15 protein-coding genes are annotated in these 14,677 nt (G+C 47.3%); all 15 read left to right on the top strand.

Annotation, left to right across the window (positions count from 1 at the left end; all coding sequences use genetic code 11):
* The first annotated feature begins 2 nt into the window (after positions 1 to 2).
* The 15 genes from DRW41_RS21620 to DRW41_RS21550 all read left to right on the top strand — a co-directional run bounded on the left by DRW41_RS21620 (position 3) and on the right by DRW41_RS21550 (position 14,628).
* A complete protein-coding gene (locus DRW41_RS21620) occupies positions 3 to 377 on the top strand; it encodes a RidA family protein (RefSeq protein WP_115454083.1) in 375 nt (124 codons plus the stop codon).
* A gap of 161 nt (positions 378 to 538) precedes the next feature.
* Entirely contained in the window at positions 539 to 829 is a 291-nt protein-coding gene (gene spoVG / locus DRW41_RS21615) for a septation regulator SpoVG (RefSeq protein WP_042453823.1), read from the top strand.
* Positions 830 to 1,190: 361 nt separating this feature from the next.
* Positions 1,191 to 2,564 (top strand): bifunctional UDP-N-acetylglucosamine diphosphorylase/glucosamine-1-phosphate N-acetyltransferase GlmU, encoded by a 1,374-nt coding sequence (glmU, locus tag DRW41_RS21610; protein WP_115454082.1) that lies wholly within the window; start codon positions 1,191 to 1,193, stop codon positions 2,562 to 2,564.
* Between the two features lie 16 nt (positions 2,565 to 2,580).
* The gene (locus DRW41_RS21605) at positions 2,581 to 3,537 is read left to right on the top strand and encodes a ribose-phosphate diphosphokinase (RefSeq protein ID WP_115454081.1); all 957 of its coding nucleotides are present in this window, start codon (positions 2,581 to 2,583) and stop codon (positions 3,535 to 3,537) included.
* A gap of 151 nt (positions 3,538 to 3,688) precedes the next feature.
* On the top strand, positions 3,689 to 4,324 hold the full coding sequence (locus DRW41_RS21600; protein WP_115454080.1) for a 50S ribosomal protein L25/general stress protein Ctc: 636 nt from the start codon (positions 3,689 to 3,691) through the stop codon (positions 4,322 to 4,324).
* A 66-nt stretch (positions 4,325 to 4,390) separates the two neighbouring features.
* Positions 4,391 to 4,951, top strand: a complete 561-nt coding sequence (gene pth / locus DRW41_RS21595; protein ID WP_115454079.1) for an aminoacyl-tRNA hydrolase — start codon at positions 4,391 to 4,393, stop codon at positions 4,949 to 4,951.
* 102 nt (positions 4,952 to 5,053) lie between these two features.
* Entirely contained in the window at positions 5,054 to 5,284 is a 231-nt protein-coding gene (gene fin / locus DRW41_RS21590) for an anti-sigma-F factor Fin (protein WP_115454078.1), read from the top strand.
* A gap of 117 nt (positions 5,285 to 5,401) precedes the next feature.
* Entirely contained in the window at positions 5,402 to 8,932 is a 3,531-nt protein-coding gene (gene mfd, locus DRW41_RS21585; protein ID WP_115454104.1) for a transcription-repair coupling factor, read from the top strand.
* A gap of 256 nt (positions 8,933 to 9,188) precedes the next feature.
* Positions 9,189 to 9,725, top strand: a complete 537-nt coding sequence (gene spoVT / locus DRW41_RS21580; protein ID WP_115454077.1) for a stage V sporulation protein T — start codon at positions 9,189 to 9,191, stop codon at positions 9,723 to 9,725.
* A 103-nt stretch (positions 9,726 to 9,828) separates the two neighbouring features.
* Entirely contained in the window at positions 9,829 to 11,439 is a 1,611-nt protein-coding gene (locus tag DRW41_RS21575; RefSeq protein ID WP_245959523.1) for a putative polysaccharide biosynthesis protein, read from the top strand.
* Between the two features lie 11 nt (positions 11,440 to 11,450).
* Positions 11,451 to 12,920 (top strand): bifunctional methyltransferase/pyrophosphohydrolase YabN, encoded by a 1,470-nt coding sequence (gene yabN, locus DRW41_RS21570; protein WP_115454075.1) that lies wholly within the window; start codon positions 11,451 to 11,453, stop codon positions 12,918 to 12,920.
* 26 nt (positions 12,921 to 12,946) lie between these two features.
* Positions 12,947 to 13,213 (top strand): RNA-binding S4 domain-containing protein, encoded by a 267-nt coding sequence (locus DRW41_RS21565; RefSeq protein ID WP_115454074.1) that lies wholly within the window; start codon positions 12,947 to 12,949, stop codon positions 13,211 to 13,213.
* Between the two features lie 76 nt (positions 13,214 to 13,289).
* On the top strand, positions 13,290 to 13,595 hold the full coding sequence (gene yabP, locus DRW41_RS21560; protein WP_115454073.1) for a sporulation protein YabP: 306 nt from the start codon (positions 13,290 to 13,292) through the stop codon (positions 13,593 to 13,595).
* Positions 13,592 to 14,224 carry a spore cortex biosynthesis protein YabQ gene (gene yabQ / locus DRW41_RS21555; protein ID WP_115454072.1) on the top strand — a complete coding sequence of 211 codons (633 nt, stop codon included), beginning with the start codon at positions 13,592 to 13,594 and terminating at the stop codon, positions 14,222 to 14,224. The genes yabP and yabQ overlap by 4 nt, the downstream gene beginning before the upstream one ends.
* Positions 14,225 to 14,238: 14 nt before the next feature.
* Positions 14,239 to 14,628 (top strand): FtsB family cell division protein, encoded by a 390-nt coding sequence (locus DRW41_RS21550; protein ID WP_115454071.1) that lies wholly within the window; start codon positions 14,239 to 14,241, stop codon positions 14,626 to 14,628.
* Positions 14,629 to 14,677 lie beyond the last annotated feature (49 nt).

The following is a 14,677-nucleotide window of genomic DNA, read 5'->3' as shown; positions in this document are numbered from 1 at the left end:
AAATGGAAAGTGTCCAAACACAAAAAGCGCCCGCGGCAATTGGCCCTTATTCGCAAGGCATCATCGTCAATAATATGTTTTACAGCTCTGGCCAAATTCCCCTAACGCCTGAAGGGACGATGGTGGAAGGCGATATCGTAGCCCAGGCAAGGCAGGTTTTTCAAAATCTGGAGGCTGTATTATCGGCCGCGGGGGCGTCTTTTGAAACTGTCGTGAAAACAACTGTCTTTATAAAAAACATGGATGATTTCGCGGCTTTGAATGAAGTATACGCGGATTATTTTCCTGTACATAAACCAGCCAGGTCAACGGTCGAGGTAGCGAGGCTTCCAAAGGACGCGCTTGTTGAAATTGAAGTTGTCGCCCTTGTAAAATAAACAATCCAGGCACCTTTATATACAAAAATTCCCACTTTTATCAAAAGTTCACTAATTTGCCCTTATTTTTCAAAAAAATCTTAAAATAAAGAAGGAATTGAACAACATCTGGCGAATATGGTAGTAGGAATTTATTTTTCAAGGGAAAAGGGTGTGAACAAATGGAAGTGACAGACGTAAGATTGCGGCGGGTAAACACAGAAGGGCGAATGAGAGCGATTGCATCAATAACGCTCGACAATGAATTTGTCGTCCATGATATCCGTGTGATCGATGGCAACAATGGCTTGTTCGTGGCAATGCCAAGCAAGCGGACTCCGGACGGGGAATTCCGTGATATTGCCCATCCGATCAATTCCGGAACCCGCGGGAAGATTCAGGAAGCAGTTCTGGCCGAGTACCACCGTCTTGGAGAATTAGAAGTAGAATTTGAAGAAGCCGGAGCTTCCTAAGAATACCGCAACGAGGGCCTACTTCGAAAGTCAGGCTCTTTTTTCGTTTTGTCCAAGCCCCTGTTGTCCCCCGGAATCCACATCTTGTGTCAATTTTATACATTCCTCCAGTATTCTTGAAATGGGCGCCCATTTACGTTAATATTTTAAATTGGATAAAGTGCAGCCGCCGGCAGGGTGTTTTTTCATCCTGCCTTAGCCTGGGATGGGGATGCCTTCTAAAGGATTTCCTGGAAAATCCCCCTCTATTCAAAAAGAAAATGCGCAATCGCGCGGGCTAGTAGCATGTTGTTGCGCGGCGGGTGCCTGGAAGATCGAAACGTAATTCTGTTTTATATAAAAGAATATTGGAGGCATGGCCATGTCGAACCGTTTTGCTGTCATTCTGGCTGCCGGCCAGGGGACACGTATGAAATCGAAACTTTATAAAGTACTTCACCCTGTATGCGGTAAGCCAATGGTAGAACATGTGGTTGACCAGATATCAAATCTTTCCGTTGAAGAAATAGTGGCTGTTGTCGGCCATGGGGCTGAGCAGGTAAAAGAAATGCTCGGGGAAAAATGTAAATATGCGCTTCAGGACCAGCAGTTAGGCACAGCCCACGCAGTCATGCAGGCGGCTTCGCTATTGGAAGGCCGGGAAGGGACAACCCTGGTTGTGTGCGGTGACACGCCGCTCATCCGGGCAGAAACGATGGAGGAATTGTTCAGGCATCACACCGAACATTCCGCCAAGGCTACCGTCCTGACCGCCGATATGGATAATCCCGCTGGATACGGCCGTGTTGTTCGGAATACGAGCGGGCATGTCGAAAAAATTGTTGAGCATAAAGATGCGAGCGAGGAAGAACGCGCCATAACGGAGATAAATACCGGAACGTATTGCTTTGACAATAAAGCCCTGTTTGAAGCACTCCAGAGCGTTTCAAATGAAAACTCTCAAGGAGAATACTATTTGCCGGACGTCATTGAAATCCTCAAGGGGCAGGGTGAAACAGTCACCGCGTACCTGGCGGAAAATCCTGATGAAACGCTTGGGGTTAACGATCGGGTCGCCCTTTCCGAAGCTGAGCGGCTTATGAGGGAGCGCATTAATGAGATTCATATGAGGAACGGGGTCACACTCATTGATCCAGCCAATACTTACATCGGCGTTGATATTGAAATCGGCCGGGACACCCTCATTTACCCGGGAACCATTCTTAGCGGAACAACGGTTATCGGCGAGGAATGCATAATCGGGCCGAATACTGAAATAGATTCATGTGAAATTGGGAACAAAACGGTTATCCGCCAGTCGGCAGCCTTTAAAAGTTCGATTGGTTCAAATGTCAATATCGGTCCGTTCGCCCATATCCGGCCGGATTCAGCTCTTGGCAATGACGTGAAAATTGGGAATTTCGTAGAAATAAAGAAGGCCGTGATCGGCGATTCCAGCAAGGCGTCCCACTTAAGCTATATCGGGGATGCGGAGGTTGGCCGGGATGTAAATATCGGCTGCGGCTCCATTACCGTCAACTATGATGGCAAAAACAAGTTTTTGACAAAAATAGAGGATGGGGTATTTATCGGCTGCAATTCCAACCTGGTAGCCCCGGTGACAATCGGAAAAGGGGCCTATGTCGCAGCGGGTTCCACCATTACGGAAAATGTGCCTCCGGATGCATTGTCCCTGGCAAGGGCGCGGCAGGTAAACAAAGAAAACTATGTCCAAAAACTTAATATAAGGAAATAATCAATTGGAGGCCATCATGTCAAATCAATACCTAGATCCGAATTTAAAGGTGTTCAGCCTAAACTCAAACTTCCCGCTGGCCGATGAGATTGCGAAAGTAATCGGTGTCGAACTCGGAAAATGTTCCGTTACCCGTTTCAGTGACGGCGAAATCCAGATTAATATCGAAGAGAGCATCCGCGGCTGCGATGTGTATGTCATTCAATCGACGAGCGCTCCAGTGAATGAAAATATTATGGAATTGCTTATCATGATCGATGCTTTGAAACGGGCGTCTGCGAAGACAATCAATATTGTTATGCCTTACTATGGTTATGCGCGCCAGGACAGGAAAGCGCGCGCCCGTGAGCCGATTACAGCAAAGCTTGTAGCAAACCTGCTTGAAACGGCTGGCGCTACCCGCGTTATTACATTTGATTTGCATGCGCCTCAAATCCAGGGATTTTTCGATATCCCGATCGATCATTTGATGGGTGTGCCAATCTTGTCTGAGCATTTCAGGAACAGGGACCTGAATGGCGATATCGTCATTGTGTCCCCTGACCATGGTGGTGTTACCCGCGCCAGGAAGATGGCTGAACGCCTAAAAGCGCCAATCGCGATTATTGACAAGCGCCGCCCGCGCCCGAATGTTGCCGAAGTAATGAATATAGTCGGACATATTGAAGGCAAAGTAGCGATTTTGATTGATGATATTATTGATACGGCCGGCACCATTACCCTTGCCGCGAACGCGCTCATTGAAAATGGCGCCGCGGATGTATATGCGTGTTGCACACATCCGGTCCTTTCCGGCCCGGCAATTGAACGGATCCAAAATTCGAAAATCAAGGAATTGGTTGTTACGAATACAATTGAGCTTAAGGACGAAAAGAAGATTCCTAAGATTACAACTCTGTCAGTAGCCCCGCTTATCGGTGAAGCAATCATCAGGGTGCATGAGGAGCAATCAGTAAGCACATTGTTTGATTAATCTGTTGAGAGGGTCCCCCGTTTCGGGCAGGGCCTTTTCCTCGCGTTTTAGCAGGTTTTCACCTATTAGATGAACTGAATGCGTTTAGACCGACCTTTTTTGGGGCACTTTTTTAGAGAGAACCAAATGAGAAATGGAAGGGGATAAATTCATGAGTACAGTTTTACAGGCAAAGAACCGCGGCGGAGAGAAAAAGGTATCAGTCAGGAAATTACGGAGGGAGGGCAATATCCCGGCTGTGGTTTACGGGTCAAAGGTTGAAAGTGTGCCAGTTTACGTAAGCGCGGCTGAATTTGCCAAAACCATCAAGCAGGTTGGCAGGAACGGAATCATTTCGCTGGATGTAGAGGGACAAAAGCAGGATGTCGTCCTGACGGAATACCAAAAGGATGTCATCAACAATGAAATTACCCATGCCGACTTCCTGGCGGTTGACAAGTCATCCAAAATCAATGTGGATGTGAACGTCGCACTTGTCGGGGACGCCCCGGGGGTAAAGGATGGAGGCATTTTGCAGCAGCCATTGTTTACCGTATCCATTACAAGCACTCCGGCGAATATCCCTCCATCAATCGAAGTGGATATTACAAATCTGCAGGTTGGGGAGACAATTACAATCGCTGATTTGAACACTGATGGAAAGTACCTTATTAACCACGAAGAAGATGAAGTTGTCGCTTCCATCCTTCCGCCAAAAGTTGAAGAGGAAATTGATAGCGGCGAACAGCAGGATGGCGGAGTACCGGAAAATGAAGAAGGACGGGAGACCGAAGCTTCGGAAGAATAGGTTGCCAGACGTAGCCTTAGCAATTAAGGTTACGTCTTTTATGATTTTGGAACGGGGGAATCAGTTGTGAAGTTGATTGTCGGTTTGGGGAATCCCGGAAGGCAGTATGAGGGCACGAGGCATAACATCGGTTTTGAAGTGATTGAGAGGCTTGCCGGCCGGCTGGGCATTCCACTGGACCAATTCAAACACAAAGGCATTTTCGGGATTGGCCACTATAAAGGTGAAAAGGTAATGCTCCTGATGCCCCTTACATATATGAATCTGTCAGGCGAATCCATCCGTGCGGCCATGGATTTTTATAAAATCGACACAGAGGACGTCCTTGTGATTTATGATGATCTTGACCTCCCTGCCGGAAAAATCCGCCTCCGCCAAAAAGGGAGCCCGGGCGGCCATAATGGCATCAAATCAACGATCGCCCATCTTGGAACGGCCGACTTCAACAGGATCAGGATTGGGATTAGCAGGCCGCCAGCCGGCATGGCTGTGCCCGACTATGTCCTGGGACGGTTCAGGAAGGAAGAGGAACCGCTGATGGCGGAAGCCGTCGAGAAAAGCGCTGCCGCCTGTGAAGCATGGTTTGAAAAGCCCTTTTTGCAAGTTATGAACGAATATAACCAGTAGGCAGGCATTGCCATGGAGGAAAGGCAATAAAATGGAGGAAATGAATAATCTTTTCCCGCGCCGTCCATACTATGGATACGGCTTATGTTAGGAGGGAATTGATTGTCGATCCATTATATTTGCCGCCATTGCGGCACAGCGCTCGGTTCGATTGACCGGACGTCGGCGGACTCTGTGATGCTCGGTCTTCATGCGCTTAACGGGCGGGAAAGGGCCGCGATGGTTTCATATCAGCAAAATGGTGATATACAAATAAAGTCCATATGTGAGGATTGCCAGGAATCACTTGAAAAAGACCCGAGTCTACATCAATATGATTACTTGATTCATTAATCAGGCTTTGGAGTAAGTTCCAAAGCATTTTTCTGTTTCTATATGATAGGAGTAAAATAAATGAGTTTTGGAGAACAAGGAAAAGCATCCAGAGGAGCTAAGGAAGGAGGGAATGGAATGGAAGGATTAAAAGAGCTGTTTCTTCAGCAGGAAGACATACAATCGCTTATTAGCGGAGTGGATGGCGGCTTAAAGGAACAGCTGGTCGCAGGTTTATCCGGCTCATCCCGGACCGTCCTCGCGGCGGCGATTTACAGGCAGACGGAAAGGCCAATCCTTCTCGTCACCCATAACCTCCTTCAGGCCCAAAAGCTTTATGATGACATTTCCAGCCTTTTATTGGAACGGGAAGTATACTTATTCCCCGCCAATGAATTGATCGCCGCGGAAATGAGCATCGCAAGCCCCGAGTTAAGGGCTCAAAGGATTGAAGTGCTTAATGACTGGAGCCGAGGCGGTAAAGGCATTTTAATTGTCCCGGCAGCCGGGTTGAGGAAAATCCTTCCCCCTAAGGAAGTGTGGGCGGAATATCAGTTCAGGGTAAGCAGGGATCATGAACTTGATATAGACAATGCTCTCGAGGCCTTTGTAAAAATGGGCTATGTCAGATCCGATATGGTTTCGACGCCGGGTGAATTCAGTGTGAGGGGCGGAATTATCGATATATTTCCGCTTACGGAAACCAACCCAATCCGAATAGAGCTATTTGATACAGAAGTAGAATCAATTAGGACCTTCTCTCTTGAAGACCAGCGTTCAAGGGACAAAGTGACGGAAGCATTGATTGGCCCTGCGACAGAATTGCCGCTTGATAAAGCGGACTTTTTACGGATTTCCCAGAAGCTACAGGAAGGATTGGCAAAAAGCCTGAAGGCCGTCAAGGATGATAAAGCCAAGCTTCAGATGTCGCAGAACATCTCCTTTGAATTGGAGCAGCTTAATAATGGCCAGCGTCCTGACCAGCTATTCAAGTATGCCTCGATTGCCTATGAACATCCAGCTAGTTTACTAGATTACCTCCCTGAAAATGGATTGATTGTAATCGATGAAATCAGCAGGGTCCAGGAAATGAACGATTCGCTCGACAGGGAAGAGGCTGAGTGGTATACATCGCTGTTAAGCGAAGGGAAAATTATTCAAGGACTATCCTTATCCCACCATATTCAAGACCTTTTCCAAAGAAAAGCTTTCCCGGTCCTTTACCTATCCCTGTTTCTTCGCCATGTCGCCAATACAAGCCCGCAGAATATCATTAATATTTCCTCAAGGCAGATGCAAAATTTCCATGGCCAAATGCATCTCCTAAAGTCGGAGATGGAGCGTTGGAGGAAGGGGGGCTACACGGTCTTATTCCTTGGCGCGGATTCCGAGCGGGTTGGAAAGCTTCAGAGAGTACTCGAGGACTATGGCATCGAAGCAGGAATGGCAAGCGGGGATGCCGATCTAATCCCTGGCAGCGTCCTAATCATGCATGGAAGCCTTCAGGGGGGATTTGAGCTCCCTTTGCAGAAAATCGCGGTGATTACTGAAGAAGAGCTTTTCAGCAAGCGCCCGAGAAAATCCCGCCAGCGCCAAAAGTTGTCAAACGCGGAGCGGATCAAAAGTTACTCTGAATTGAAAATCGGCGACTACGTCGTCCATGTCAATCACGGTATTGGGAAATACCTTGGCATCGAGACGCTTGTCATTAACGGGCTCCATAAAGACTATCTCCATATCCGCTATCAGGGGACAGACAAGCTCTACGTTCCCGTTGACCAGATTGACCTTGTCCAGAAGTATGTTGGCTCGGAAGGAAAAGAACCAAAGATCTATAAGCTTGGGGGCAGCGACTGGAAACGCGTAAAGAAAAAAGTTCAATCATCTGTCCAGGATATTGCGGATGATTTAATTAAGCTTTATGCCGAGAGGGAGGCGGCCGTCGGTTATGCCTTTAGCCCCGACGGCGATATGCAGAGGGAATTCGATTCTACCTTCCCTTACCAGGAAACAGAGGATCAGCTGCGTTCCATCCATGAAATCAAGCGGGATATGGAAAAGCCGCGGCCGATGGATCGCCTGCTTTGCGGTGATGTGGGATATGGGAAGACAGAGGTTGCCATCCGGGCTGCCTTCAAGGCGATTGCCGATGGAAAACAAGTCGCTTTCCTTGTCCCAACGACAATTCTCGCCCAGCAGCATTATGAAACAATCAGGGAAAGGTTCCAGGATTATCCGATTAATATTGGCCTTTTGAGCCGTTTCCGCTCCAGGAAGCAACAAACGGAAACGATTAAAGGGCTGAAAGCGGGGACCGTCGACATAGTCGTCGGCACGCACAGACTCTTATCAAAAGATGTCGTTTACCGGGACATTGGCTTATTGATTATTGATGAAGAACAACGGTTCGGTGTCACTCATAAAGAAAAAATCAAGCAGCTAAAAACCAATGTTGATGTGTTAACATTGACCGCAACGCCGATTCCAAGGACACTCCATATGTCTATGCTTGGCGTCCGTGATTTGTCGGTTATCGAAACTCCGCCGGAAAACAGGTTCCCAATTCAAACCTATGTGATGGAATACAATGGGATGCTTGTAAAAGAAGCCATTGAACGTGAATTGGCGAGGGATGGGCAGGTTTACTTCCTGTATAACCGGGTCGAAGATATTGAACGGAAGGCCGAGGAAATTTCCATGCTTGTACCGGATGCCCGGGTAACGTATGCCCACGGCCAAATGACGGAAAACGAGCTGGAGTCCGTAATGATCAGCTTCCTTGCGGGCGAATTCGATGTCCTTGTCAGCACGACCATTATTGAAACAGGCGTCGATATTCCAAACGTCAATACCTTGATTGTCCACGATGCCGACAGGATGGGCCTGTCGCAGCTTTACCAGCTTAGGGGACGTGTTGGCCGATCGAACAGGATTGCGTATGCTTATTTTACCTACCGGAAGGACAAGGTCCTTACGGAAGTAGCCGAAAAGCGGCTTCATGCGATTAAGGAGTTTACTGAACTTGGGTCAGGTTTTAAAATTGCGATGCGCGATCTTTCAATCAGGGGTGCTGGCAACCTTCTGGGCGCGCAGCAGCACGGCTTTATCGATTCCGTGGGATTCGATCTTTATTCGCAAATGCTGAAGGAAGCAATTGAAGAGAGGCAAGGAAAGCAAAGCGAAGTAGAAAGGCCGACTGTCGAAATTGACCTGGAAATAGATGCCTATATACCGGATGCCTATATAGGGGATGGCCACCAGAAGATCGAAATGTACAAACGGTTCAGAGGAATCGATGGAATTGAAGATCTGAATGAGCTTGAAGAAGAATTGAAGGACCGATTTGGCGAGTATCCGGATGAGGTTAGCTACCTGTTCAATGTTGCTGAAATAAAAATCCATGCCTTGAATGCTGGGGTGGAATCCATAAAGCAGGTAAAGGATACAATCACCATCCTTTTAAATGAGAAAGGAAGCTCGGAAATACCTGGGGATGCCATCGTGTCTGTTACGTTTCCTTACGGGAGGCGCGCAGGATTCGGAATGGATGGAAAGAAGTTCTGGATTACCCTGAATATACGAGGTGAGGAAACTTCGAGGTGGCTGCATGCCATCTATGAAATTGCCAGGGGTTTGGACGACGCCAGGAATAAAAAAGGGAAGAAATAACCCTTTAAATAAGGCTTAATTAATCGGAATTCAGGTTTCAGCACGTATTAACTTGGGTATTTCATAATGTAGCCGGAAAAATTTATTGGCATCTTTATCCTATTCTGGAAGTTTTATTAACACTAATAAAATCCTATTCGCCAATGAATAGAACTTTCCATATGAAGGATACTAAGTTCAAACTTGGTGATGCTATCACCAATAGGAAAAAAGTATCACCAATTTCAATCATCAGATGAAAGTGAGGCAACATTGGATGAAAGCAACAGGTATAGTTCGTCGAATCGATGATTTGGGTCGTGTTGTAATTCCAAAGGAAATCCGCAGAACCCTCCGCATTCGGGAAGGGGATCCATTGGAAATTTTCGTCGACCGTGATGGAGAAGTAATCCTGAAAAAGTATTCACCTATTAGCGAGTTGAGTGATTTTGCCAAGGAATATGGTGAAGCGCTTTATGACAGCCTTGGAAATCCAGTATTAATTTGTGACCGTGACACATACATCGCGGTGGCGGGCGGATCCAAAAAGGATTTCCTGAATAAGAACATTGGGGAATTGGTTGAAAAGACAATGGAAGACCGTTCTTCAGTCCTTGTCACCCAGCAAGGTTCGATTGAACTGGTCGATGGCAATGAGGAATCGGTTTCTTCCTACACAATTGGGCCAATTATCGCAAATGGTGATCCAATTGGAGCAGTCATCATTTTTGCTAAAGAAGGTACACTTGGGGAAGTGGAGCAAAAGGCGGTTGAAACGGCGGCTGGCTTCCTTGCAAGGCAAATGGAACAATAAAGTAGGAAAGGGCTGGCCCGATACGGGCACAGCCTTTCTTTTTTAATTTGGTGTTTCGTAACAACGGGGAGGGCGTATGCTATAATAGTTGTCGAATTCTTTTATGAAGGAGACTGCGATGGAGCCGGTAAAGCAGGCTAAAAATCTTTTCAAGGGAGCCTTCATCCTGGCGGCTGCCGCTATGGCAACAAAATTATTAAGTGCTGGTTACCGAATCCCATTCCAAAATATTGCCGGGGATATCGGCTTCTATATTTATCAGCAAGTATACCCGTTTTACGGAATTGCAATGGCCCTGGCCACGACTGGTTTCCCGGTCGTCCTGTCAAAGCTTTATGCTGAGCGGGGAGAGCGGGGCGGCCGGCTTCTTGCGGCATCGTATATCATCCTCCAGCTCTTCGGGTTGTTTTGCTTCGGGGTGCTTTATTTAGGTTCGGAATTTATAGCAAATTTGATGGGAGACCCCGGCCTGTCTTTACTAATCAAGGTCATTTCGGTTGTATTTGTCTTGTTCCCGCCAATCTCTGTTCTGAGGGGATATTTTCAAGGTAAGGGAGACATGGTTCCTACGGCTGCTTCCCAAATTGGCGAGCAGGTGATCCGGGTAGCGACCATTCTTGCGGTTGCAGTCCTGTTCACCAGCCAGGGCTTCTCCTTGTATTATGTCGGGGCCGGAGCCATGCTTGGGTCCATTACAGGGGGAATTTTTTCACTGTGTTTACTGGCGTTGTTTTTCCGGAAAAGGAATCAGGATCTGCTAGGCGCGGTTTCGGGCAGGCTTAAGACGCCCCGCCTAAAAGAAATAAAACATGCGGGCAACATATTGGGACTGCAGGGCCTCGCCATCTGCACGACAAGCCTGCTTATGGTTTTCATTCAACTGGGCGATGCATTAAACTTGTATTCCCTCCTTGTCGGCAATGGCACTGCCCCCGAAACGGCGAAAGAAATGAAGGGTGTTTTCGACCGCGGACAGCCCCTTATTCAACTTGGCCTCGCGGCGGCCTCGGCTATTTCGTTATCTGTTGTTCCCCTTATCGCGAGCAGCAGGCTAACGCGTGACAAAGCCTTCCTGGCCCAAAAGATAAGGCTTGCGATGCAGGTAACCGCCGTGATGGGGGCAGGCGCGGCCGCAGGGCTTTGGATGATTGCAAGGCCCGCCAATATCATGCTTTTTGAAAATGCGAAAGGCACCGCGGTGCTAACGGTATTGAGCCTTGCCATCTTTTTTGCTTCCCTCATCTCAGCCGCGGCGTCGATACTGCAGGGCCGTGGGGTCTTGCTAAAGCCAGCAGCGGCAATCGTTTTGGGTTTTCCGTTAAAGTACTTCCTAAACCTAGCCTTGGTTCCTAAATTCGGGACACTTGGGGCGGCATGGGCAACGGTGATTACGTTGTGTGGGATTGCCATTGCGGCTGTCCTTCTGTTAAAAAGCAGCATGGGCGGGAGGGTTTTCATTTGGGGGTTTTTTAAGAAAACGGGCATTGCCCTCGCCGCAATGCTGATATTTTTAAAGTTTTTCCTCGCTGGCACTGACTTTTTATACGGGATGGGCGGCGAGCGGTCTGCCGCGGCCATACAGGCGGTTGGGTCCAGTGTATTTGGAGCATTCATTTACGCATGGGCGATCGTCAGGAGCGGGGTTTTCCGGGCGGAAGATCTCGCGCTGTTTCCGTTCGGAAGCAAACTACTATTAATGCTGCATAAAAGATAGGAGCAGAAAGTATGAAAAAAGAAATTGAAATCATTGGCCTCGGCTCAGCTGACTTGGATGCCATGCCGCTTGGAGTTTACAAAAAATTAAAGCAGAGGGGAAGGGTCTTCCTAAGGACCAAGGAACATCCTGTCGTACGGGAGCTTGAGAACGAGGGATTCTCCTATACCTCCTTTGATTCCATCTATGAAAAACATGATTCATTTGAAGCGGTCTACGAAGAAATTCGGGATACACTGCTAGCCCAGGCGTCACTAGGGCCGGTTGTATACGCCGTGCCAGGCCATCCGCTCGTTGCGGAACGGACAGTCCAGCTCCTTCTTGAAGAACAGGAGAAGCAAGCGGGGATTGAGATTACGTTCGGAGGGGGGCAAAGCTTTCTCGATGCGTTGTTCCTTGCTTTAAGGATAGATCCTGTGGAAGGCTTCCAGCTTCTTGACGCCACAGCCCTTAAGGCCAATCAACTACAGTTGGGCCAGCATATGTTCATCAGCCAGGTTTATGACCGGTTGATCGCATCGGATGTGAAGCTTACCCTAATGGAGCGCCTGCCGGATGAATATGAGGTTTATATCGTAACTGCGGCTGGAAGTTCCGAAGAAAAAATAGAAAAACTGCCTCTTTATGAACTGGACCATAAAACAGAAATACATAATCTAGTTACCTTGTATGTCCCACCAGTAAAGGAAGAGGAACTCCTTATGCGGGATTTTTCCAAACTGAGGGAGATTATCGCGGTTTTAAGGGGCCCGAACGGCTGCCCATGGGATAAGGAACAAACTCATGCGTCTTTGAAAAAATATTTGCTTGAAGAAACATATGAAGTTATTGAAGCGATTGACAGCGGGGACATTGACCATCTGATCGAGGAACTTGGCGATGTCCTTCTACAGGTTATGCTGCATGCGCAAATTGGCGAGGATGACGGATATTTTACTGTCAATGATGTTATCGAATCGATTTCAAGCAAAATGGTCAGAAGGCATCCGCATGTGTTCGGATCCCGATCCGCGGATACAGCGGAAGAGGTTGTCGCAAACTGGCAGGAGATTAAGGCGCAGGAAAAGAAGGGTGTAAGGAAGGATTCCCTCCTGGACGGGATACCAAAATCATTCCCAGCTCTTATAAGGGCATTTGAATTGCAAAAAAAGGCGGCAAAAGCCGGATTTGACTGGCAGGAAATCGGCCCTGCTTTCGAGAAGGTTAAGGAAGAATTACAGGAGTTCGAGGCTGAATTAAAAAATGAAGCAGGACTGGCGCTTGCAAAAAAGGAATTCGGCGATCTATTGTTTGCTTTTGTAAATGTAGCAAGGTTCCTCGGCATCCATCCGGAAGAAGCACTTACAGAAACGAATGATAAATTCGTCCGCCGTTTCCGTTTCATTGAAGAGATGGTAAAGGAAAGCGGCCGGGCAATCGAAGACCACTCCCTTGAGGAGCTTGACCGGTATTGGGATGACGCCAAGAAAAACGGGCTTTAGAACATGAATGGATAGGGGGAAGAATCATGAGGCTTGATAAATACCTGAAAGTTTCCCGAATTATTAAGAGAAGGACGCTTGCCAAGGAAGTATCTGACCAGGGTAGGATTCTGGTGAACGGCACCCAGGCAAAGGCGAGCACAACTGTTAAAGTAGGGGATGAATTGACAATCCGTTTTGGCCAGCGAATTGTAACGGCAAGGGTGGACCGGATACAGGAAACATCCCGCAAGGATGAAGCGGCGGAAATGTATACGATCTTGAAGGAAGAAAAGGCGCAATCCGAAGGGTGAGGCTTGTTCTATTTAATCCCGAAAAATCATAGTATGTACAAAAATAGCATGTACAATGTGATTCGGGGGATGAACAATGAATCAATATTATGATCAAAACGCAACAAACAAAGGGGCGGCGCCTGATCATGATGTCATCATGAGAGGGCGAAAGCTGCTTGATATTACTGGAGTCAAACAGGTGGAAAGCTTCGACAACGAGGAATTCCTTTTGGAAACGGCGATGGGCTTTTTGTCGATAAAAGGACAGAATCTGCAGATGAAGAACCTTGATGTCGATAAAGGAGTCGTTTCCATTAAAGGAAAGGTGTTTGAACTTGTATATCTTGATGAACAGCATGGAGACAAAGCTAAAGGATTCTTTAGCAAGTTATTCCGATGACCCTCTCGGTACAGTTTTTAACAATGGCGGCGATGGTTTCGGCCGGGGCGGCATTCGGGGCAATGCTGGATACGTACCACCGTTTTTTGAACCGCAAGAATCGAAAAAGCTGGATCACCTTTGTAAATGATATCCTTTTTTGGGTTGTCCAGGCGCTCATTGTTTTTTATGTCCTTTTCCACGTCAATAAGGGAGAAATCAGGTTCTATATTTTTCTCGCCCTGCTCTGTGGTTTTGCCGCGTACCAAGCCTTGTTGAAAGGGGCCTATTTGTGGATTCTTGACCGGGTAATAAACGCCGCGGTAACGGCCGGACGCTTTTTAGCAAAAACGGTCCGGCTTCTTATTTTCAAGCCGGTCACCGGCCTTATCCAATTTGCAATCGCTTTGGTTTTGATCCTCATGAAAGCAATCCTATCACTGCTCCGCCTCCTGTTAAGAATCGTCTATTTTCTCATCCGGATGTTAATTTTGCTCCCGCTGGAAAAAATATTTACATTCTTGTGGAAACTTTTGCCGAAAGGGATTAAAATACCAGCAAAGAAGTTATATAATAGTGGGACAGGAATTCTTTTAAAAGCACGGGATGTTTATAAACGGGTAATCAGGTGGAATAAAAAAGAGGACTAAGGGGGAGAGAGCCTTTGGAAGCATCGAAGAATCGAAACGTGGCCAGGATTCGCAATAGCTATGCTGAATCTCAATATTATTCGGAAGAAGCGGCTTCCAGGAAACGTAAGGCATTGGCGAGGAGGCTCGCTGCATTTGCCTTATTGGCGGCCCTTTTAATTTACTTTACTGTTTCTTCCATCTATTCGCGCGCGGCAGCTTTGGATGAGAAAAAGGCGGAAAAAGAAAAGCTTGAGCAGAAGCTTGCCGGGCTTGAACGGGAACGGGATATCCTGAACGAGGAAATCATTAAGCTCAATGATGATGACTATATCGCAAAGCTGGCAAGGAAGGAATACTTTCTCTCCGACAAGGGTGAGATAATCTTCAACATACCGGAAGGTAACAAGAAGAAGGAAAAATGATGCAGGGCACTCTTGTTGACACTTATTTTAAAACTTAGGTATAATATAT

This window comes from Neobacillus piezotolerans (assembly GCF_003362805.1).
In the GTDB taxonomy this organism is placed as follows: Bacteria; Bacillota; Bacilli; order Bacillales; family Cytobacillaceae; genus Bacillus_D; species Bacillus_D piezotolerans.
Note: the sequence above shows the minus strand (reverse complement) of the source record. Positions and strands in the feature narration are given on the sequence as shown.